Source organism: Streptomyces sp. NPDC016459 (genome assembly GCF_040632845.1).
GTDB lineage: Bacteria > Actinomycetota > Actinomycetes > Streptomycetales > Streptomycetaceae > Streptomyces.
Window position 1 is genome coordinate 865,852 of the sequence record NZ_JBEYCR010000001.1, and the last position, 21,804, is coordinate 887,655.

Here is a 21,804-nt window from a genome sequence, read left to right on the forward strand (position 1 = left end):
TTCCGCCCTTCCCCCGTAAGCCCTCCGCCACAGGGAGACACCGCCATGCCCGTACGCGCCCGCAGAGCCGTCGTCGCGCTCGCCGCCACCGCATCGATCTCCCTCTTCGCCTCCGCCTGTACGGGCTCCGCGGACAACGCGGCCTCCGACGACCCCAAGGCGGAGACGACCATCACCTTCTGGCACGGGTGGTCGGCGCCGTCCGAGGTCAAGGCGATCAAGGACAACGTCGCCCGGTTCGAGAGGGCCCACCCGAACATCAAGGTGAAGGTCGTCGGCAACATCAACGACGACAAGCTCAGCCAGGCGCTCCGCGCGGGCGGTTCGAACGGGCCCGACGTGGCCGCCTCCTTCACCACGTCCAACGTCGGGAAGTTCTGTCACACCGGCGCGCTCGCCGACCTGGGGCCCTTCCTGGAGAAGGACGAGGTCGACCTGGACAAGACCTTCTCGAAGGTCCTCCAGGACTACACCCGGTTCGAGGGCAGGCGCTGCGCGCTGCCGCTGCTCTCCGACGCGTACGGGCTCTACTACAACAAGGACGCCTTCGAGGCGGCCGGCATCACCGCGCCGCCGAAGACCTGGTCGGAGTTCACGCGGGTCGCGAAGAAGCTGACCAAGGAGAAGGGCGACAGCTACGAGCAGCTCGGCTTCATGCCGAACTACCTCGGCTACGAGACGGTCCCCAGTCACTACATGTCGCAGTGGAAGCACACGTACTTCGACGCGAACGGCAAGTCGAACCTGGCCAAGGACCCCGGCTTCGCCAAGATGCTGACCTACCAGAAGTCGCTGGTCGACGGCCTGGGAGGGTTCAAGAAGCTGGACAGGTACCGCACCACCTTCGGTGACGAGTGGGGCGTCAAGCACCCCTTCCACACCGGCCAGGTCGCCATGCAGCTCGACGGCGAGTGGCGGCTGAACTTCATCAGGGACGCCAAGGTCCCCTTCGAGGTCGGCGTCGCGCCGCTGCCCGTCGCGGACGACGAGGTGGCCGAGTACGGCAAGGGATACCTGTCCGGCACGATCATCGGCCTCGCCCCGCAGAGCAGGAAGCAGAACGCGGCCTGGGAACTGATCAAGTACATGACCATGGACACCGATGCCGTGGTCCAGTTCGCCAACGGCATCGGCAACGTCCCCTCCACCCTGGAGGCCCTGAAGTCGCCGAACCTGAAGGTCGACGCGCGCTTCAAGGTCTTCCTGGACATCGCGCGGCACCCCGCGTCCTCCACCTCCGACGGCGCGGTGAACGGCAGCACCTACCAGGACACCTTCCAGGACTTCGCCCAGAAGTACGAGAAGGGCGAGGTCAAGGACCTGCAGAAGGGTCTTGAGGAGACCGCCGCCCAGATCGACCGCGACATCGCGCAGGCGAAGTAAGGCCCGGGGCCGGTACCTCATGTCCACCGACACCCATCTCGCGGGGCGCAGGGCGGCGCTGCGGTCGAAGCGCGTACGCGGCGCGCTGCGCACCACGGCGTTCATGTCGCCCTGGCTGATCGGCTTCGGCTTCTTCTTCGCGTACCCGCTCGCCTCGACCGTCTACTTCTCGCTGATGAAGTACGACGGCATCAACCCGCCGACCTGGCGGGGCCCGGACAACTGGACGTACGTCTTCGCCGACCTGCCGAAGTTCTGGCCGGCGATGCAGAACACCCTCTGGCTCGCCGTCGTCATGGTCGCCTGCCGGGTGGTGTTCGGCCTCGGCGTCGGCCTGCTCGTCACCCGGATCAAGACGGGCGCGGGGATCTTCCGCACCCTGTTCTACCTGCCCTATCTGGCTCCGCCGGTGGCCGCGACGCTGGCCTTCGTCTTCTTGCTCAACCCGGGTACGGGACCGGTCAACTCGCTCCTCGAAGCCGTCGGCATCCCCGCGCCCTCGTGGTTCAACGACACCGCGTGGGCCAAGCCGGCCCTGACCGTCCTCGCCGTGTGGGGTGTCGGAGACCTCATGGTCATCTTCATGGCCGCGCTGCTCGACGTCCCGAAGGAGCAGTACGAGGCGGCGGAGCTGGACGGGGCCTCGGCCTGGCAACGGTTCCGCTACGTCACCCTGCCGAACATCTCGCCGATCGTGCTCTTCGCGGTCGTCACCGGGATCATCGGCGCGATGCAGTACTACACCCAGCCGATCGTGGCCGCCAAGGTCGCGTCCGGGGTGATGGGCGGCTCGGGCCAGACCTTCGAACCGGGCTACCCCGACGACTCCACGCTGACCCTGCCGCAGCTGGTCTACAACCTCGGCTTCGGCCGCTTCGACTACGGCGCCGCCAGCGTCGTGGCCCTCGTCCTGTTCGCCCTCTCCATGGCCTTCACCGCGCTGCTCATGCGCCGGCGGGGCGGCCTGATCGGCTCGGGTGACTGATCATGACCTCCGTATCCACGCTCGACCGTCCCGTGCGCGGGACGTCCGCGGTGGCCGCCGAGAAGACGGCACGGCGCAAGGCGCTCCTGCACTGGATCGCCGTGCACTCCCTCGGGATCGCCGCGGCCCTGTTCTTCGTGCTGCCGTTCGTCTTCGTCCTCCTGACGTCGCTGATGAGCGACCAGCAGGCACTGACCCGGGACCTCACCCCGAACAGCTGGCACTGGGACAACTACGTCCGGGTGTTCCGGACGGAGGGCTTCCTCGACTGGTGGAAGAACTCCCTGCTGTACGCGGGGCTCGGCACCGCCCTCGTCGTGGTGTCGTCGGTCCCCGTGGCGTACGCACTCGCCAAGTTCCGCTTCCGCGGCCGGCATCTGTCGCTGCTGCTCGTCATCTCGATGATGATGCTGCCGCCGCAGGTCGTCATCATCCCGATGTACCTGTTCTGGGCCAAGCAGATGGACCTCTCCGGCACGCTGTGGCCGCTGATCGTCCCGATGGCCTTCGGTGACGCCTTCGCCATCTTCCTGCTGCGCCAGTTCCTGCTGACCATCCCGAACGAGTACATCGAAGCGGCACGGATCGACGGCTGCGGCGAACTGCGCACCCTGCTCCGGGTCGTGCTCCCGATGGCGAAGCCCGGCATCGCCGCCGTCGCCCTGTTCCAGTTCTTCTCCTGCTGGAACGACTACTTCGGGCCGCAGATCTACACCTCGGAGAACCCGGCGGCATACACGCTGAGTTACGGCCTTGAGTCCTTCAAGGGCGCGCACCACACCGACTGGAATCTGACCATGGCCGCGACCGTCCTGGTCATGGCCCCTGTGATCCTCGTCTTCTTCTTCGCCCAGAAGGCGTTCGTCGAGGGAGTCACACTGACCGGAGTGAAGGGCTGACTCACACATGAAGCTCACTGTCGTGGGGGGCGGTTCCACCTACACCCCCGAACTCGTGGACGGCTTCGCGCGCCTGCGCGACACCCTGCCCCTCACCGAACTCGTCCTCGTCGACCCGGCCGCCGGGCGGCTCGACCTGGTCGGCGGTCTCGCCCGGCGGATCTTCGCCAAACAGGACCACGCGGGGAAGGTCGTCACCACCACCGACCTCGACGCCGGGGTCGAGGGTGCCGACGCCGTCCTGCTCCAGCTGCGGGTCGGCGGGCAGGCCGCCCGGCAGCAGGACGAGACCTGGCCGCTGGAGTGCGGCTGCGTCGGGCAGGAGACCACCGGCGCCGGCGGGCTCGCCAAGGCCCTCCGTACCGTCCCCGTGGTCCTGGACATCGCGGAACGGGTACGGCGCGCCAACCCCGACGCCTGGATCATCGACTTCACCAATCCCGTCGGCATCGTCACGCGCGCGTTGCTCCAGGCCGGGCACAAGGCCGTCGGCCTGTGCAACGTGGCGATCGGCTTCCAGCGCAAGTTCGCGGGGCTCCTCGGCGTCGCCCCGTCCGAGATCCACCTTGACCACGTCGGGCTGAACCACCTGACCTGGGAGACGGCGGTACGGATCGGGGGGCCCGAGGGCGAGAACGTGCTGCCCCGGCTGCTCGCCGAACACGGCGACGCGGTCGCGGACGACCTGCGGCTGCCGCTGCCGGTCCTGGACCGGCTCGGCGTCGTCCCCTCCTACTACCTGCGCTACTTCTACGCGCACGACGAGGTGGTGCGGGAGCTCGGCACGAAGCCCTCACGGGCCGCCGAGGTCGCCGCGATGGAGAAGGAACTCCTGGAGATGTACGGGGACCCGGCCCTGGACGAGAAGCCTGCGCTGCTCGGCAAGCGCGGGGGCGCCTTCTACTCGGAGGCGGCCGTGGACCTGGCGGCCTCCCTGCTCGGCGGAGGCGGTTCGCCGTACCAGGTGGTGAACACGTACAACAACGGGACGCTGCCGTTCCTGCCGGACGACGCCGTCATCGAGACGCAGGCGGCGGTGGGCCCCCAGGGTGCCGCGCCGCTCCCGGTCGCGCAGGTCGACCCGCTGTACGCCGGCCTGATCGCCAACGTCACGGCCTACGAGGACCTGGCGCTCGAAGCGGCACTGCGCGGAGGCCGCGACCGGGTGTTCAAGGCACTGCTCGCGCACCCGCTGGTGGGGCAGTTCGCGTACGCCGACGGGCTCACCGACCGGCTGATCGCACACAACCGGGAGCACCTCGCGTGGGCGTGACCGGAACCGTGCTGGCCATCGACGCCGGCAACAGCAAGACCGACGTCGCGGTCCTCGGCGCGGACGGCACCGTCCTCGGCGCGGCCCGCGGCGGCGGGTTCCAACCGCCTCTGGTGGGGGTGGCGGCGGCGGTCGACGCGCTGGCGGAGACCGTCGGCCGGGCGGGCGCCGAGGCGGGGCTCCCGGCCTCGTTCGCCCATGTGTCGGCCTGTCTCGCCAACGCCGACCTGCCCGTCGAGGAGACCGCTCTGCGGGCCGCACTCCTCGGCAGGGGCTGGAGCCGGTCGGTCCGGGTGCACAACGACACCTTCGCCATCCTGCGCGCGGGGCTCGACGAGCCGCGCGGTGTGGCGGTGGTGTGCGGGGCCGGGATCAACTGCGTCGGGATGACCCCGGACGGCAGGACCGCGCGTTTCCCCGCCATTGGGAAGATCTCCGGGGACTGGGGCGGCGGCAGCGGCCTGGCCGAGGAGGCGCTCTGGTTCGCGGCGCGCGCCGAGGACGGGCGGGGTGAACCGACCGAGCTGGCGCGGGCGCTGCCGGCGCACTTCGGCCTGGAGACGATGTACGCGCTGATCGAGGCCCTGCACCTGGGCCGGGTGCCCTTCGCGCGACGGCACGAGCTGACGCCCGTGCTGTTCCGGGTGAGCGCGGCCGGGGACCCGGTCGCCCTGTCGCTGGTGCACCGGCTCGCCGAGGAGGTCGTGGCCCTGTCGGCGGTCGCCCTCGGGCGGCTCGGTCTGCTGGACGAGGAGGCTCCGGTGATGCTGGGCGGCAGCGTGCTCGCCGCGCGTCACCCGCAGCTAGAGCGGCGGATCCTCGACCTCCTCGCCGAGCGGGCGCCGAAGGCCGTCGTCGGCTTCGTGACGGCGCCGCCGGTCCTCGGGGCGGGGCTGCTCGCCCTGGACGAGACGGGTGCGGGTCCGGAGGCGGCGGCCCGGCTACGGAGGCACTACGGGGCCTGAGACGAGGTCGGTGGCGGGGCGTTCCCTCCTCTCGGAGGGGGGCCCCGCAGGCATGTTCACCTGTTCGAGCGACGCCGGATACGGAACCGATCCCGGCCCGGCGACGTATTCAAGGTGAGGGGTCATGGGGGGGTCGTGAGCGGTCACGAGGGGGGCGTGAGGGCGGCATGAGGGGGTCGTGAGGGGGTTCGCCCGCGGATGTGCCGGAGGCATACGGCAGGATAAGAACAAGATCGCGCCAATACCGGTGTGCGGACGGCCCCCTGGGGCCATACTGCTGGCCGGGTGGTCGTCCACCGTCGGCCGGTGGTCACCGCAGGACCGGCCGGACGGGCCGACGTCAGCGACCGAGGGGGAGGTCAAGTGACACACCCGCCGAACGCGCCCGCCGCCTCGGCGGCGCGGAGCACGGCAGCCGCGCCCGTACGCCCGGTCGGTGTGCCCGCGCAGCCGTCGCCCGCACCCGGCGCCGTCCCGCCCGCGGGGCGTGGGGCTCTGGCCGTGGGACGGGAGCGGCTGCGGGTCGCCGCCACGACCGAGCCCGGCCGCCTCCAGATCCTCGGCGCCGTCCTCGCGCTGCTCGTCGTCGCGTTCGGGGCCGTCACCGCCCTCCAGGTCGACGACCGGGCCACCGCCGCCGACGACGTCGTCAGCCGCAGCCAGCCGCTGTCCGCCGACGCCGCCGCGATCTACCGTTCCCTCGCCGACGCCGACACCACCGCCGCCAGCGGCTTCCTCGCGGGCACCCTGGAGCCGGCGGACTCGCGCGCGCGGTACGACCGCGACATCGCGACCGCCGCCCGGCTCCTCGTCAAGGCGGCCGCGGGCACCGGCGGTTCGAGCGAGTCGGCCCGTGAGATCGCCATCCTCAACCAGCAGCTCCCCCGCTACACGGGCCTGGTCGAGCGCGCGCGGGCCGCCAACCGGCAGGGCCTCCCGCTGGGCGGGGCCTATCTGCGGTACGCCAACCAGCAGATGACCAGCACGCTGCTGCCCGCCGCCGAGCGCCTGTACGCGGCGGAGACCGTACGGCTCCAGGAGGACGACGAGTCGGCCCGCACCTGGCCGTTCCTCGCCCTCGGCCTCGGGCTGCTCACCCTCGCCGTCCTCGGCTGGGCGCAGCGCCGCAACTACGTCAGGACGCACCGGGTCTTCAACCACGGACTGCTCGCCGCCACCGCAGCCACCGTGGTCGTCCTGGTCTGGCTCCTCGCCGCGCACACGGTCGCGCGCAGCGGGCTCGACAGCGCGCGGGCACACGGGCAGGAGTCCCTCCAGGTCCTCAACTCGGCGCGGATCAGCTCGCTCACGGCCCGCGCCAACGAGAACCTGACCCTGGTCGCCCGGGGCGCCGTCCTCACCGAGGACGGCAAGAACGACAAGTACGAGGCGGAGTACACGGCGAGCATGGACGCCCTGACGACCGCGCTCGCCACGGCGCGCGAGCGTGCCGACGACGACGCCGGCCGGACCCCGGTCGACGAGGCCGCCTCCCGCACGGGCGAGTGGCAGAAGCGCCACAAGGACGCCCGCGCGAAGGACGAGGCCGGGGACTTCGACGGCGCGCTGAGCCGCATCGTCGGGCCGGAGGAGTCGACGGGGCAGTCCTTCGACCAGGTCGACGCCGCCCTCGAACGCGCCCTGGCGCACGAGCAGACCGAGTTCACCCGCTCCGCCGGGGACGCGAGGGACGCGCTGGCGGCGCTGCCCCTGGGCGCGGCGGCCCTCGGGATCCTGGGCGCGGCCGGCGCCGTGCTCGGCATCAACCGCAGACTGTCGGAGTACCGGTGAGAGGGGGCGGGATGCCGAGCGGCACGTACCCGCTGGTGCGGCGGACGGCGGAACGGTTCCGGGGCTGGGGCGGGGTGGCCGCCATGGCCGTGGCCTGCGGGCTCACCGCCTCGCTCACCCTGCTTCCGCTGACCCACGACGGCGGCGACGCGGCGGCCACCCCCGGCATGCACAGCCCGGGACCCGGCGTCGGCACGGGTGTCCAGGTCAAGGCGGACACCTGTGAGAAGCCGGAGGCCTCCCTGCGGCCCTCGACGGCGGACGGCCCGTCGATCCGGGCCGTGAAGGACCGCGGGAAGCTGGTCGTCGGCGTCGACCAGTCCAGCTACCGCTGGGGCTACCGGAACCCGGAGAAGGGCACCCTGGAGGGCTTCGACATCGATCTGGCCCGCGCCATCGCACGGGACATCCTGGGCGACGAGAACGCCGTCATCTTCCGGGCGATCCCGACGAACCAGCGGATCGCCGCCCTGGACAGCGGCAAGGTCGACCTCGTCGTGCGCACGATGACGATCAACTGCAGGCGGATCGAGCAGGTCGCCTTCTCCACCGCCTACTTCCAGGCCGGGCAGCAGGTCCTGGCGCCCAAGCGCGCCGAGGACATCACCGGCTACGACTCCTCGCTGCGCGGCAAGCGGATCTGCACCGCCGAGGGCTCCACCGCCTACGAGGCCCTGGAGGAGAACTCCTTCGGCGCGCTCTTCAAGGACGAGGCGGACGGCACCAAGGACGACAAGGACCTGCTGACCGTCCCCAACCAGCTGGACTGCCTGGCCCGGCTCCAGCTGGGCGAGGTCGACGCCGTCGTCACCGACAACGCCCTCGCGGCCGGTCAGGCCGCCCAGGACCCCGCCGTCGAGCTGAAGGGCCGGCCGTTCACCACCGAGTTCTACGGGGTGGCCGCCAAGCTCGGCAACGACGACCTGGTCCGCCGGGTCAACCAGGTCCTCGTGAACTACCGGCAGGGCCCCTGGCAGAAGGCGTACAAGAACTGGCTGGAGAAGGACCTGCCCGGCATATCCGGCCCACCCGCTCCCCTCTACAAGTAGCCCCGCCCCGCACGACAGCCCTGGTACACGGAGAGGAAGAGGTGATCGATGGGCGTCACGGGAACCCCTGGGCCGGTGATGGACCGGGACGAGGTGGACCGTGCGCTGGCGCGGCTCGGCGCCGAGCACAAGGCGATCGAGGACTCGCTCTTCGCACTCCAGGACCACGCGGGCCGCAGACTGCTCGAAGGGGCCGAGCTGACCGGGACGACCCGGGACCGCTGGGCGGCGACCGAGCGGACCATCACCCTGCTCTGGACCTGCTTCGACGTGTACACCGGGGCCCTGCGGGACGCTCGCGAGGTGCGCGCCCGGCGGCGCTGGCCCGGCCGTGACGACCTGGTGGAGCTGACCGACCGGCTGCGGGGCGAGAGCGTGCTCGTCGCGGGCGGCGCGGGCGAACAGGGACTGCTGTCCGAGCGGTTCAGCCTGGAGGGCCTCGTCCGGCGGATGAACGAGCTGTACGCGTCCTCGCTCGACCTGGTGGTCACCGCCGACGCCGTCTGGTCGGCGCTGCCGGCCCGGATAGACCTGCTGGCCGCCGAGCTGCGCCGTACGCGCTCACTCGCCCACTCGGTCGGTGTGCGGCCCGGGGAGCACCCGGCCGGGGACGACCTGGAGGACATCACGGCCGAGCTGACCCGGCTGCGCTCCCAGGTGGTGACCGATCCGCTGGCGTTCTGGCGTCCTGCGTCGGGCAGTTCGGCGCCCGGTGGCGGCCGGCCCGACACCGAGCGGTACGACAGGGCGGCCCTGGCTCTCGAGGACGTACGGCGGGAGATCGAGGCGGTGCTCGCGGTCCGGCAGGACTCCGAGGACCGGCTGCTCAGACTGCGTGACGTGCTCTCGCGGGCGGACCGTACGCTCGCCGAGGCGCGCGCCGCGCGGGGCGAGGTCCTCGCGAAGATCGCCGCCTCCGAGGTGCCGGCCGTCAGCGGGCCGCCGATCGTGCTCCAGGAGCGGCTCGCCGCCGCCGCGGAGTACCGCAGGCACGCCCAGTGGCACCGGCTCTCCCCGCTCCTGGAGTCCCTGGAGCGGGATGCGGAGGACGAGCTGCTCCGGGCCCGGGAGTCGCTGACCGCGGTGACGGCGCCGCTGGCGGTCCGGGCCGAACTGCGCGGCCGGCTGGACGCGTACAGGGCGAAGGTGGCACGGCTGGGCGCGGCGGAGGACCCGCTGCTCATGGAGCGGTACGACGCGGCCCGCCGGATGCTGTGGAGCGCGCCCTGCGACCTGCGGGTCGCGGAGCAGGCCGTGCTGCGCTACCAGCAGGCGGTGGCGGACGTACTGTCCGGCCCGGGAGACGCGGGAGGACGGCAGTGGTGAGCGGGGAGACGGGCGTGGGGAGCTGTCAGCGTCCTTCGTGCGAGGGTTCGTACGAGGACATGGGAGGCGGCGAGCTGTACTGCGACACCTGCGGGCTCGCCCCCGTGGTGGCGCCCGGAGGGCTCATCGGCTCGACGCCGACCGGGGTGGCCGTGCCCGGCAGGGGAACCGGGACGAGCGGCGTCGGCGGGCCGGACTCCAGCTCCTCGCGGAGCAGTTCGCGGGCGTCGTCGCGGGCCTCCTCGCGCTCCTCGACCTCCCGGCGTTCGGTCTCCGGGCGGCTCTCGCGCGCGCTCTCCGGGGCCTCCTCCCCGTCCCGTTCGGTGTCGGTGCGCAGCTCGGGCTCGTCGACCGGCCAGTCCGCGAGGAACCGGCTGGGCGCGGGCCTGGTGTCGATCCCGGAGGTGCCGCGCCCCGACCCGCGGGGCGCGGTCATGGAGAACCCCGAGGTGCCCGAGCGGAAGCGATTCTGCTCCCGCTCCGACTGCGGGGCCCCGGTGGGGCGTTCGCGGGGTGACCGGCCGGGACGCACGGAGGGTTTCTGCACCACGTGCGGGCACCCGTACTCCTTCGTGCCGAAGCTGCGCGGCGGGGACATCGTGCACGGCCAGTACGAGGTGGCGGGCTGTCTCGCGCACGGCGGCCTCGGCTGGGTCTACCTCGCCGTCGACCGGGCCGTCTCCGACCGGTGGGTCGTCCTCAAGGGCCTCCTCGACACCGGTGACCAGGACGCCATGGCCGCCGCGATCTCCGAGCGCCGCTTCCTCGCCGAGATCGAGCACTCCAACATCGTCCGCATCTACAACTTCGTCGAGCACCTCGACCAGCGCACCGGCTCCCTCGACGGCTACATCGTCATGGAGTACGTCGGGGGCAAGTCGCTCAAGGAGATCGCCAACGACCGGCGCACCCCGGACGGCCGGCGCGATCCGCTGCCGGTCGAGCAGGCCTGCGCGTACGGCATCGAGGCCCTTGAGGCGCTCGGGCACCTGCACAGCCGCAACCTGCTGTACTGCGACTTCAAGGTCGACAACGCGATCCAGTCCGAGGACCAGCTGAAGCTGATCGACATGGGCGCGGTCCGGCGGATGGACGACGACGAGTCCGCGATCTACGGCACGGTCGGCTATCAGGCGCCGGAGGTGGCCGAGGTCGGCCCCTCGGTGGCGAGCGACCTGTACACGGTGGCGCGCACGCTCGCCGTGATGACCTTCGACTTCCAGGGCTACACGAACGTCTTCGTGGATTCGCTGCCCGACCCGGACAACATCGCGGTCTTCCGGACGTACGAGTCGTTCTACCGTTTCCTGGTCCGCGCCACCGACCCCGATCCCGCGCGCCGGTTCTCCTCGGCGCAGGAGATGGCGGAGCAGCTGACGGGTGTGCTGCGGGAGGTGGTGGCGCTCCAGTCGGGGCGGCCCCGTCCCGCGCTCTCGACGCTGTTCGGCACGGAGGTCCGTGTCACGGACACCGCGCTCTTCGCCGAACTGCCGGAGGACGTGTCGCGGCTCGGAGGCCGCGGGGCGGGCCGCCGGCAGCGGACGGCGGCGGGGACCGCTCCGGCGTCGGCGCCTCCGCCCGCCGGGCCGGGTGCGGTGTCGCCTGGCCCCGGCGGGCCGGGTGCGGTGCCGCCTGACCCCTGCGGGACCGGGCCGGGTGCGGTGCCTCACGTCGGCGGGGCCGGGTCCGGGCTCGGGGAGTTGCTCGCGCCGCTCGACACGCCCGCCACCGCGCTCGCGCTGCCCGTGCCGCGCGTCGACCCGGGCGATCCCAACGCCGGCTTCCTCGCCGGTCTGGCCGCCGCCGCTCCGGGTGAGCTTCTCGGCGCGCTCCAGGCCGCGCCCGCGCCCTCCGCCGAGCTGTGGCTGCGCACCCTGCGGGCCCAGCTGGAGCTCGGCGACCTGCCCTCTGCCGTGCGGACCCTCGCCGGGATCGAGGAGCGGGACCCGGACGACTGGCGGGCCGTCTGGTACCGGGGCGTCACCTCCCTGGTGACCGGGGACCACGAGCACGCGGCGCTGGCCTTCGACGCGATCTACGACGCCTTCCCCGGGGAGCCGGCGCCGAAGCTGGCCCTCGGGATCTGTGCCGAGGTGCTCGGGCAGTTGGACAACGCCGCCGAGTACTACCGCCTGGTGTGGGCCACGGACCCCAGCTTCGTCAGCGCTGCCTTCGGACTCGCCCGGGTGCGGCTCGCGGCGGGCGACCGTACCGGCGCCGTCGCGACCCTGGAATCCGTACCCGAGGCCTCGATCCACTACACGGCGGCCCGTGTCGCGACCGTACGGGCGCGGCTGCGGCGGCGCCCGGCGTGGGAGCCGATCGGCGCCGATCTGACGGCGGCCGCGGCGCAGGTCTCCGCGCTCCAGGGCTTCGGTCTTGACGCGGTGCGGCGGGAGCAGTTGTCGACGGAGGTCCTCGGAGCGGCCCTCGACTGGGTACTCTCCGGTAGTCCTGGTGCGGAACCGAGCGGTGGCGCGCTGCTGCTCGGAAGTGAACTGGACGAGCGCGGACTGCGCTTCGGCCTCGAACGCTCGTACCGGGTGCTGGCCCGGCTCGCCCAGCGGGGCGAGGAGAGGATCGAACTGGTGGAGCGGGCCAACCGTTTCCGCCCCCGGACGTGGGTGTGAGGATGTCCCAGAAGCCGAAGCCGTCGCACGGACTCGCCGTCTGCCCGGACTGCGCGGAGCCGCTGGACTCGGGTGACCGGTACTGCGGGGCGTGCGGTCACGACCTGATGGCCGTACCGGCCGCCGGGGTGGAGCCGGACCGCCCGACCGTGGTGATCGGCACCCCCGTGGACTGGCCGGACGCCCCGCCGCGGGAGCCCGGTTCGCTGTCCACCATGACCCAGCACCCCGGAGATCTCCCGGGCACCGACTCCGGTGGCCGTGACCTGCCGACGATGGCGGTCCGCACGGACGTCCCGGTGCCGCCCGGCGGGAACACCACGGCGGGCAGCGGGGACTTCGAGCTGGCCGCCCCCGACCCGCGTACGGCGGTACGGGCGGCCCCGGCCGCCCCGCCGACAGCCCCGGTCCACGCCCCGGCCGCCCCGGCCGCCCCGCCGGCAGCCCCGGTCCACGCGTCTGTCCAGGTCCCGGAACCTCCTGCTCATGCCCCGGCCGCGGCCCAGGTACCAGAGCCTCCTGCTCATGCCCCGGCGCCCGCCGTCCCCCCCGCACCCGCCGCTCCCCCCGTGCCCGCCGCCTCTCCCGCTCCGGCCGCGCAGGGCACCGCCCCCGTCGTCGTCGTGTGCGTGGCCTGTCGGGCCGGGCGGGTGGACACCGACGGGTACTGCGAGAACTGCGGGCACGCCCAGCCCCGTGAGCGCGACCACATGGAGCGGGACATCGGCGGCGTCGCCGCCGTCAGCGACCGGGGGCTGCGCCACCACCGCAACGAGGACGCGTTCACCGTGTCCACGACCACGCTCCCCGACGGCTCCCCCGCCACCGTCGCGATCGTCTGCGACGGCGTGTCCTCCGCGACCCGGCCCGACGAGGCCTCCGCCGCCGCCGCCGAGGCGGCCGGTGCCTCGCTGCTCGCGGCGCTGCCCCGGGGCACCCACCCGCAGCAGGCGATGCACGAGGCGATCGTGGCCGCCGCCGAGGCCGTCAACTCCCTCGCCGGGGAGCCGGACCGGGACGGGACGGAGCAGGACCCGCACCGCCATCGCAACGCCCCGGCGTGCACCATCGTGGGCTCCGTCGTCGCCGACGGCCTGCTCGTCGTGGGCTGGGTCGGCGACAGCCGCGTCTACTGGGTGCCGGACGACCGCGCCACCCCGCCCGCCCGGCTCACCGAGGACGACTCGTGGGCCGCCCAGATGGTCGCGGCGGGTCTGATGAACGAGGCCGAGGCGTACGCGGACGAGCGCGCCCACGCGATCACCGGCTGGCTCGGCGCCGACGCGTACGAACTGGAACCGCACACGGCCGCGTTCAAACCGGACCGGTCCGGGGTGGTGGTGGTCTGCACGGACGGCCTGTGGAACTACGCAGAAGGCGCCGACGACATGGCCCGGGTCGTCCCCGCCGACGCGGCGGACCGCCCTCTGCACAGCGCCCAGGTGCTGGTCGGTCACGCCCTGGACGGTGGAGGCCACGACAACATCACGGTCGCCCTCGTGCCGTTCACCGTCTCGCACCACGGGGCAGGATCCGCCTGAGCGGTCGCCGATCCCCCGTCCCCTGCCCGTTGTTGCCCGAGGAGCCCTGACCGATGGCGAACTTCTCCAAACCGACCGGCCCCCAGTTCTCGGTGGACGTCTACCAGAACGAGTTCCTGCCCGAGGGCGGCCGTGACGTCAGCGCGATCGTCACGGTCACGTCGACCGGGGGCGGCACCGGTGGACAGCGGCTGTCCGGTCCGGCGGGCGCCGGGGCCGGTGTCGTGATCATGGTGGACTGCTCCGGCTCGATGGACTATCCCGCCACCAAGATGCGGGGCGCCCGGGAGGCGACCGCGGCCGCCGTCGACACCCTGCGCGACGGCACGTCCTTCGCCGTCGTCGACGGCACGCACGTCGCCAGGGAGGTCTACCCGGGGAACGGCCGCCTCGCCGTGGCCGACGCCCACACCCGGGCCGAGGCCAAGGAGTCGCTGCGCCGGCTGAACGCCGGCGGGGGCACGGCGATCGGCACCTGGCTGCGGCTCGCGGACCGGCTGCTCTCCTCCGCCGAGCTCACCATCCGGCACGGCATCCTGCTCACGGACGGCCGCAACGAGCACGAGTCGCCGGAGGAGCTGCGGGCCGCCCTCGACGCCTGCGCGGGCCGCTTCACCTGTGACGCGCGCGGGGTGGGCACCGACTGGGAGGTCAAGGAGGTCACCGGAATCGCCTCGGCGCTCCTCGGCACCGCCGACATCGTCGCCGACCCGTCCGCGCTCGCCGCCGACTTCACGGCGATGATGGAGCAGGCGATGGGCAAGGGCGTCGCGGACGTCGCGCTGCGGCTGTGGACGCCGGTCGGGGTGGAGATCGCCTTCGTGAAGCAGGTGGCGCCGACGGTCGAGGACCTGACCGGGCGCCGCACCGAGGCCGGGCCGCGCGCCGGTGACTACCCGACGGGCTCGTGGGGCGACGAGTCCCGCGACTACCACGTCAGCGTGCGGGTCCCCCGGGCCGCGGTAGGTCAGGAGATGCTCGCCGCCCGGGTCTCCCTGATCGCCCCGGACCCGGCGGGCGGCGATCCGCGCCCGCTGTCTCAAGGACTGGTACGGGCCGTGTGGACGGACGACCTGGCGATGTCGACGTCGATCAACCCGCAGGTGGCGCACTACACGGGCCAGGCCGAGCTGGCGGACGTCATCCAACAGGGCCTCGATGCCCGCAAATCGGGCGATCACGACGGGGCGACGGCGAAACTGGGCCGCGCCGTGCAACTCGCGGCCGCCTCCGGGAACGCGGATACGGCGAAACTGCTTTCGAAGGTGGTCGACGTCGTCGATGCGGCGACCGGTACTGTGCGTTTGAAGGCGAAGGTCGCGGATGCGGACGAGATGACACTCGAAACGCGCTCCACCAAGACCGTTCGCGTCAAGAGGTAGCCCGGCCACCGGGCCGGACGAGGAGAGGGGGAAGCGCCGACATGCCGACCTGCCCGAACGGACACCAGTCGGTCTCCGACGACTGGTGCGAGGTCTGCGGCCATCGCATGGCCGGGGCGGGTGCGCCGACGGGTGCCGTACCGCCACCTCCCCCGCCGCCGCCTCCCGCGTACGGATACCCCGGCCCCGGTGGTCCCGGCCGGCCCCCGACCGGCCCGCCGCCCGGCGCGCCCGGTCCCGGTGGCCCCGGTGGCTTCGGCCCCGGTGGCGACCCGAACGCGACGGCCCAGGCGGAGCTGTGCCCGCAGTGCCGTACGCCGCGCGAGTACATGGCGCCGTTCTGCGAGGAGTGCCGCTGGAACTTCCTCACGAACACGGCGACCTCCTACACGCCGCTGGCCCCGCAGAACGCCCCGTCCCCGCCGCAGCAGCACGGTCCGCCGCCCGGTCTGAACCTGCCTCCGGGCTTCCAGTCCTCGCCGCCGCAGCCGCCGTCACAGCAGCCGCAGCCGCCTCAGCAGCCCCAGGATCCGTTCGGCTACCAGGGATCGCGGCCCTCGCAGGTGAACCGCCCGGCCGAGCCGCTGGGGGGCGACCCCACGCACCACCAGGCTCCTCCGCAGCGCCCGTCGGCGCAGCAGCCGCCGGCGCAGCAGCAGCCGCCCGGCCCGCCCGCGTACCTCCAGGCTCCGGCCCAGGCTCCGGCGCCGCCCGCACCGCCGCAGCCGCGCGCCGACGACGACTGGGTCCTGTCCCCGCCGTCGCAGACGCCGCAGGCGCCCCCGCAGCACCAGGCGCCCCCGCAGCATCACGCGCCTCAGGCTCCTCCGCAGCCTCCGCAGCCTCCGCAGCACCAGGCGCCCCAGGGACCTCCGCAGCACCAGGCACCACAGCAGCCCCCTCAGCACCAGCAGCCCCCGCAGCACCACGGTCAACACCAAGCTCAGCACCAAGCTCAGCACCAAGACCAGCCCCAGGGTCAGCCCCCGCAGCAGTTCCAGCCCCCGCGGCAGCCCCTGTCGTGGACCGCGGTCATCGGTCCGGACCGCGACTACTTCATGGCGATGATGCAGCGCAGCGGTCCCGAGGCGACGGGCCTGAACCTGCCCGCGTACTCCCCCGCCAAGCATCTGCCGTTGCAGGGCAACCAGATCTCCATCGGCCGTCGCCGGCACTCCACCGGCGAGTCCCCCGACATCGACCTGTCGGTGCCGCCGGAGGACCCGGGTGTCTCGCACCAGCACGCGGTGCTCGTGCAGCAGCCGGACGGTTCGTGGGCGGTGGTGGACCAGAACTCCACCAACGGCACCACGGTCAACGGCGGCGAGGAGCCGATCCAGCCCTACGTCCCCGTCCAGCTCCAGGACGGCGACCGGGTGCACGTCGGCGCGTGGACGACGATCACGATCCGTCTGGGCTGACCCGTACGTTCACGCGTCCGGCAGCGGCCAGGCGTACGGCCCTGCGGGGTCGTCCAGCCATGCCCACTGCCGGTCGCCGCTGACCGTCACCCCGAAGCGCTCCCGTTCCGGCCGCCGCTCGCGCAGCCAGAGCGAGAGCGCTTCGCGTCTGTCGAGGGTCCCGCCGACAAGACCCCACAGGAAGCGGAAGCGCTCGTCCCCGGCCGGATCGGGGCGCGGGACGCGGCCCGCGGCGCCCCGGAGCGCCACGAAGTACGCGGAGGTCGCGAGGAACCGTCCCTCCGCGTGCGCCCGGTCGCGCACCCGCAGCAGGAGCAGCCCGGTGGAGAGCGGGGTGAGGACGAGGGCGCCGGGCCGGCACCGGGCGATCCAGGGGTACGGGACCGAGGGCACCGCGCAGGTCGCGACGATCCGGTCGTAGGGGGCGCGCTCGGGACAGCCCCGGGCGCCGTCGGCGGTGACGACCGCGGGGCGGTATCCGGCGGCGGCCAGATGGGTCCGGGCGGACTCGGTGATCTCCTCGTCCAGGTCGACGGTGGTGACGTGCTCCTCGCCGAGCCGGTGGCAGAGCAGGGCCGCGTTGTAGCCGGTCCCGGCGCCGATCTCCAGGACGTCGTCCCCGTCGCGTACGTCCAGGGCGTGGAGCATCAGAGCCATCAGGGACGGCTGGCTGGCGGAGGAGAGCAGTTCCCCGTCCCGTACCCGGGTGGCGACGGCGGTGTCCTCGTAGGCGCCGCGCAGCCAGCGGTCCCGCTGCCCGGGGTCCGGGTCGCCGCACCAGAGCCGCTCGTAGCCGCCGTTCCCGGGGACGTAGTAGTAGGGGACGAAGAGGTGGCGCGGGACGGTGGCGAAGGCGTCCCGCCAGGCGGGGTCGGTCAGCGCGCCGTAAGCCTCGATCTCCCGCACGAGCGCCCGCCGTGCCCGCGCGCCGCCCTCGGCGAACTCGTCCCGCCGCTCATCCATGCCTCCACTCTCCCGCCGCCGGGGGCCCGGGGCGAGCGGTCCTCGTCCTCCGGTCCTAGGACGGGGCATCTGAGACGATGGGATGGTGAACGAGATTCCCGGGGAAGCAGTGCAGGAGCAGACCTTCTACGAGCAGGTCGGCGGCGAGGAGACCTTCCGGCGTCTGGTCCGCCGGTTCTACGAGGGGGTCGCGGAGGACCCGCTGCTGCGCCCGATGTACCCCGAGGAGGACCTCGGCCCCGCGGAGGAGCGGCTCGCCCTCTTCCTGATGCAGTACTGGGGCGGCCCCCGGACCTACAGCGACGACCGCGGCCACCCCCGGCTCCGGATGCGCCACGCTCCGTTCACCGTGGACCAGGCCGCCCACGACGCCTGGCTCCGCCACATGCGGGCGGCTCTGGACGACCTGGACCTGGCACCCGAGCACGAGGCCGAGCTCTGGCGCTACATGACCTACGCGGCGGCCTCGATGGTGAACACGGCAGGCTGACGACCCCTCACCCGTACGGTCCCGACCGCGCACGGACGGGCACATTCCGGAGACGGAACCCCGGATAACGGTCACGATCGGATCAAGGTGCGCCCGTAAGCGGTTTCCAGCGGCACATGCCCTCTGAAAACATCCGGGGGAAGTCCGGGAGCGTTCGACCGCGTTCGACGTGCGCACCGCGATCAGGGTGGCCAGGGGGATGGGTGACGGGGTTCGTATTTCTGCGCGTCAGGGCACACCGGCTACTGCTCGCCGCGGCACTGCTCGCCGTGCTCCTGACCACCTCGGTGCTCGCCACCCTCGCCTCGTTCTCCGGGGCCATCGGGGACGCCGCGCTCCAGGCCGGGCTGCGGGGCCGGTCCGCGGCCGCCGCCTCGCTGCTGGTGAAAGGGCAGATACCGGCCGCACAGCGGGCCGGTGCCGAGGAAGCGGTCCGGGAGGGGATGCGGGCGACCTTCGACGGGCTGCCCGTCACCGTACGACGGCTCGAACACTCCGGGCCGTACGCGCTGCCCCGCGGTCCCCGGGCGGCCGGCGCCCCCGAGACCGACCCCGACCTGACCCACTTCGCCGCACTCGACCGTTCGAAGCTCTCCCTCGTGCGCGGCACCTGGCCCTCCGCCGCCCGGACGGCCGGCGTGGTCGAGACGGCGCTGCCCGAGGAGGCGGCCCGGCGGATGCGGGTCGGCCCCGGGACCGTTCTCGATCTGAGGGACCGGTTCGACGACCGGCGGGTGCGGACCCGGATCACCGGCGTCTACCGGCCCGTCGACACCGGTGACCCGTACTGGCAGCTGGACCTGGCGGGCGGCCGCGGGGTACGGACGGTCGCCTTCACGACGTACGGGCCGCTCCTCGCCGACCCGGCGGTACTCGCCTCCGGGGCGCTGAGCTCCGGCGACACGTCCTGGCTCGGCTCCGCCGACTTCACCGGCCTCACCACCGACCGCATCGACGCCCTGCGCGCCACGGCGACCGAGGGCCCGAAGGCGCTGGCCGAGGCCTCCGCCCGCTTCGGTACGACGATCTCCGCGTCCACCGCGCTGCCGACCGTCCTGGAGCAGACCCAGCGGTCCCTGCTCGTCTCCCGTTCCACCCTGCTGATCGTCGCCGTCCAGCTGGTGCTGCTCGCCGCGTACGCACTGCTGCTCGTCGCCCGGCTGCTCAGCACCGAGCGCTCGGGGGAGACCGCGCTGCTGCGGGCCCGTGGCGGTTCGCGGCGCCGGATCGCCGGCCTCGCCGCCGCCGAGGCGCTGCTGCTCGCGCTGCCCGCGGCGCTCGCCGCCCCGCTCCTCTCGGGGCCGCTGACCCGGCTCTTCGCCGAGCGGTCGGCGCTGTCCTCCCTCGGCGTCCGGCTGGACACGACCCCCTCGCTCCAGGTGTGGCTGGTCGCCGCCGCCGTGGCCCTGTGCTGCGCGGGGGCCGTCGTCGCCCCCGCGCTGGCCGCCGGGGACGGATCCGTCGTCCCGCTGCGCGAGGCCCGCTCGGCGTCGCTGCCCGGTCCCCTGCGGGCCGGGGCCGATCTCGGTCTGCTCGCCGTCGCCGCCGTCGCGTACTGGCAGTTGCAGCGCCCCACGGCCGCCGGCGGCACGCTCGGCACGGAAGGGTCCGGCGGGGACTCCGTCGATCCGGTGCTCGTCGCCGCTCCCGCCCTCGCCCTGCTCGCCGGCACCGTCCTGACCCTGCGGCTGCTGCCGCCCGTCGCGAAGCTGGCCGAGCGGCGGGCGGCGGGAGGGCGTGGTCTGTCCGCCGCGCTCGCCGGCTGGCAGTTCAGCCGCCGGCCGCTGCGGGGTGCGGGTCCCGTCCTCCTCCTGGTCCTCGCGGTGGCGATGGGCATGCTCGCCATCGGGCAGAGCGGGTCATGGGAGCGTTCGCAGCGCGAGCAGGCAGACTTCCAGGCCGGCGCGGCCGTCCGTGTCCTCGGCGCGGGCCCCGGTGAACCCACCAGGACCGAGCAGTTGGGCGCCGTCCCCGGTGTCCGTGCCGTGGCCCCGGTGCACCGCACCACCCTGGACGTGGCCGGGAAGAACGCGACCGTCCTGGCCGTCGACACCCGCAACGCCGCCGGTGGGCTGCTGATGCGCCCCGACCTCGCCGACGTCCCCGTCCGCTCCCTCCTCGCCCCGCTCGCACCCCGGGCGACCACCCGCCCCGGCCTGGCACTGCCCGCGGGCACCCGGGCGCTCACCGCCGACCTGCGGCTCGCCGGACCGACCGGCGCCGCCCGGGTGACGGCCGTCCTGGAGGACCCGAGCGGCGTCCCGTACCGGCGGACCATGGGATCGGTGCCCTCCGACGGCCGGACGCACCGGCTGACCCTGGACCTCGGCGCTCTGACCGCCGTACCGGGCACCGACGCGAGCCGCGGCTCCGGCGGCCTGCTCACCCTGACGGGGCTGGAGTTCGGCGGCCGTTTCGTCGACGGCGCGAAGGGCACGCAGGTCCTGCGCGTCGAGCGGTTCGGCGTCGTCCGCGCCGACGGCGGCGAGCAGGTCCACGCGCCCGGGCGGGTCCTCGCCGCCTGGACGCACGCCTCCGAGCAGACCGGGGCCACAGGCGAGGGCGGGGGGCCCACGTCCGGCGTCCCCGGCGCCCCCGGCCCCGGCGGCCGCCCCGCCCCGTACACCGTCTCGACCGCCGTTCCCGGCACGCCCGCCGGAGACCAACGAGGGCCCGAGGAGTTCACCCTGCGGATGACCGCCCCCGGCCCGAAGGCGCCCGGCCGGCTGTACGCCGTGGCCACCGGGGCCTTCATGAGGGCGACCGGGGCCGGGCCTGGCGACGAGATCGAGGTCGCCGTCGGCGGCCGGGGCGTCGGCGTCACCGTCTCCCACGTCGTCGACGAGCTGCCCACCACCGGCCCGGGCGCCCGGGCGGCCTCCGCCCTCACCCCCGTCGTCGCCCCCGAGGACGGCGGAACGGTTCTCCTCGATCTGGCGGCCGTCAACCAGTACCTGTCCACCGGCACGGCCTCGACCGTCCCGCCCACCGAATGGTGGCTGACCGTCGCACCCGGCCGGGCGGACGAGGTCGCCACCGCCCTGCGCACCCGGTCCGACGCGGACCTCGCCCAGGTCCTCGTCCGCGACGAGATCGCCGCCGAACTGCTCGGCGACCCGCTCGGCGCGGGCCCCAACGCCGCCCTGATGGCGGTCGCCGCCGCCGCGGCCGCGCTCGCCGCCGTCGGCTTCGCGGTCGGCTCGGCCGGCGCGATGCGGGAACGGTCCGCCGAGTTCAGGGTGCTGCGGGCGCTCGGCGCGCCACGCCGCCGCCTCGCCCGCCTCGTCGCCGCGGAACAGGGACTGCTCATCGGCATCGGCCTGCTCGTCGGCATCGGACTCGGCGCCGTCCTGACCCGCGCCGTCGTCCCGCTGGTCGTCCTGACCGGGCAGGCCGCCCGCCCCGTCCCCCCGGTCCTGGTCGAACTGCCCCTCGGCCACGTCGCCCTGCTGCTCGCCGGCGTCGCCGCGCTGCCGCTCGCCATGGTCGCCGTGATCGCCCTGCGCCGCACGGACCCGGCCGTGACCCTGCGCCACCAGGGAGACAACTGATGTCCGCCGGAACCGGGGAGAACCCGGACGTCCCCGCCGTACACAGGAAGGACGCCGGAACCGGAGAGAACCGGGACGTCCCCGCCGTACGCAGGAAGGACGCCGGAACCGGGGAGAACCCGGATGTCCCCGCCGTACGCAGGAAGGACGCCGGA

The 21,804-nt window shown here is 73.5% G+C and carries 15 protein-coding genes; 14 read left to right on the forward strand and 1 reads right to left on the reverse strand.

Going from position 1 to position 21,804, the window contains the following annotated elements; all coding sequences use genetic code 11:
* Window positions 1–45 precede the first annotated feature (45 nt).
* The 12 genes from ABZ567_RS03950 to ABZ567_RS04005 all read left to right on the forward strand — a co-directional run bounded on the left by ABZ567_RS03950 (window position 46) and on the right by ABZ567_RS04005 (window position 16,645).
* A complete protein-coding gene (locus ABZ567_RS03950) occupies window positions 46–1,383 on the forward strand; it encodes an ABC transporter substrate-binding protein (protein ID WP_360784371.1) in 1,338 nt (445 codons plus the stop codon).
* A 19-nt stretch (window positions 1,384–1,402) separates the two neighbouring features.
* Window positions 1,403–2,368: a sugar ABC transporter permease gene (locus ABZ567_RS03955; protein WP_360784374.1), complete on the forward strand. Its 966-nt coding sequence runs from the start codon at window positions 1,403–1,405 to the stop codon at window positions 2,366–2,368.
* Between the two features lie 2 nt (window positions 2,369–2,370).
* Window positions 2,371–3,267, forward strand: coding sequence for a carbohydrate ABC transporter permease (locus tag ABZ567_RS03960; RefSeq protein ID WP_360784377.1), 897 nt, complete (start codon window positions 2,371–2,373; stop codon window positions 3,265–3,267).
* A 7-nt stretch (window positions 3,268–3,274) separates the two neighbouring features.
* Window positions 3,275–4,540: a 6-phospho-beta-glucosidase gene (locus ABZ567_RS03965; RefSeq protein WP_360784379.1), complete on the forward strand. Its 1,266-nt coding sequence runs from the start codon at window positions 3,275–3,277 to the stop codon at window positions 4,538–4,540.
* Window positions 4,531–5,505 (forward strand): BadF/BadG/BcrA/BcrD ATPase family protein, encoded by a 975-nt coding sequence (locus ABZ567_RS03970; RefSeq protein WP_360784382.1) that lies wholly within the window; start codon window positions 4,531–4,533, stop codon window positions 5,503–5,505. Before ABZ567_RS03965 ends, ABZ567_RS03970 begins: the two co-directional genes overlap by 10 nt.
* A 495-nt stretch (window positions 5,506–6,000) precedes the next feature.
* Window positions 6,001–7,296, forward strand: a complete 1,296-nt coding sequence (locus ABZ567_RS03975) for a hypothetical protein (protein WP_360785035.1) — start codon at window positions 6,001–6,003, stop codon at window positions 7,294–7,296.
* Between the two features lie 11 nt (window positions 7,297–7,307).
* A complete protein-coding gene (locus ABZ567_RS03980) occupies window positions 7,308–8,345 on the forward strand; it encodes a glutamate ABC transporter substrate-binding protein (protein ID WP_360784385.1) in 1,038 nt (345 codons plus the stop codon).
* A gap of 48 nt (window positions 8,346–8,393) precedes the next feature.
* A complete protein-coding gene (locus ABZ567_RS03985) occupies window positions 8,394–9,671 on the forward strand; it encodes a hypothetical protein (protein ID WP_360784388.1) in 1,278 nt (425 codons plus the stop codon).
* A gap of 59 nt (window positions 9,672–9,730) precedes the next feature.
* The gene (locus ABZ567_RS03990; RefSeq protein ID WP_360785036.1) at window positions 9,731–12,301 is read left to right on the forward strand and encodes a tetratricopeptide repeat protein; all 2,571 of its coding nucleotides are present in this window, start codon (window positions 9,731–9,733) and stop codon (window positions 12,299–12,301) included.
* A 2-nt stretch (window positions 12,302–12,303) separates the two neighbouring features.
* Window positions 12,304–13,842, forward strand: coding sequence for a PP2C family serine/threonine-protein phosphatase (locus ABZ567_RS03995; RefSeq protein ID WP_360784391.1), 1,539 nt, complete (start codon window positions 12,304–12,306; stop codon window positions 13,840–13,842).
* A gap of 53 nt (window positions 13,843–13,895) precedes the next feature.
* A complete protein-coding gene (locus ABZ567_RS04000) occupies window positions 13,896–15,224 on the forward strand; it encodes a VWA domain-containing protein (protein ID WP_360784393.1) in 1,329 nt (442 codons plus the stop codon).
* Window positions 15,225–15,265: 41 nt separating this feature from the next.
* The gene (locus tag ABZ567_RS04005; RefSeq protein ID WP_360784396.1) at window positions 15,266–16,645 is read left to right on the forward strand and encodes an FHA domain-containing protein; all 1,380 of its coding nucleotides are present in this window, start codon (window positions 15,266–15,268) and stop codon (window positions 16,643–16,645) included.
* Window positions 16,646–16,654: 9 nt separating this feature from the next.
* Here the strand turns inward: ABZ567_RS04005 and ABZ567_RS04010 are convergent, their stop codons facing one another.
* A complete protein-coding gene (locus tag ABZ567_RS04010; protein WP_360784399.1) occupies window positions 16,655–17,608 on the reverse strand; it encodes a methyltransferase domain-containing protein in 954 nt (317 codons plus the stop codon).
* An 85-nt stretch (window positions 17,609–17,693) separates the two neighbouring features.
* Here ABZ567_RS04010 and ABZ567_RS04015 point away from each other — a divergent pair, with 85 nt between their 5' ends.
* Together ABZ567_RS04015 and ABZ567_RS04020 are read left to right on the forward strand one after the other, a co-directional pair.
* Window positions 17,694–18,098: a globin gene (locus ABZ567_RS04015; RefSeq protein ID WP_360784402.1), complete on the forward strand. Its 405-nt coding sequence runs from the start codon at window positions 17,694–17,696 to the stop codon at window positions 18,096–18,098.
* Between the two features lie 203 nt (window positions 18,099–18,301).
* A complete protein-coding gene (locus ABZ567_RS04020; protein ID WP_360784405.1) occupies window positions 18,302–21,649 on the forward strand; it encodes an ABC transporter permease in 3,348 nt (1,115 codons plus the stop codon).
* Window positions 21,650–21,804 lie beyond the last annotated feature (155 nt).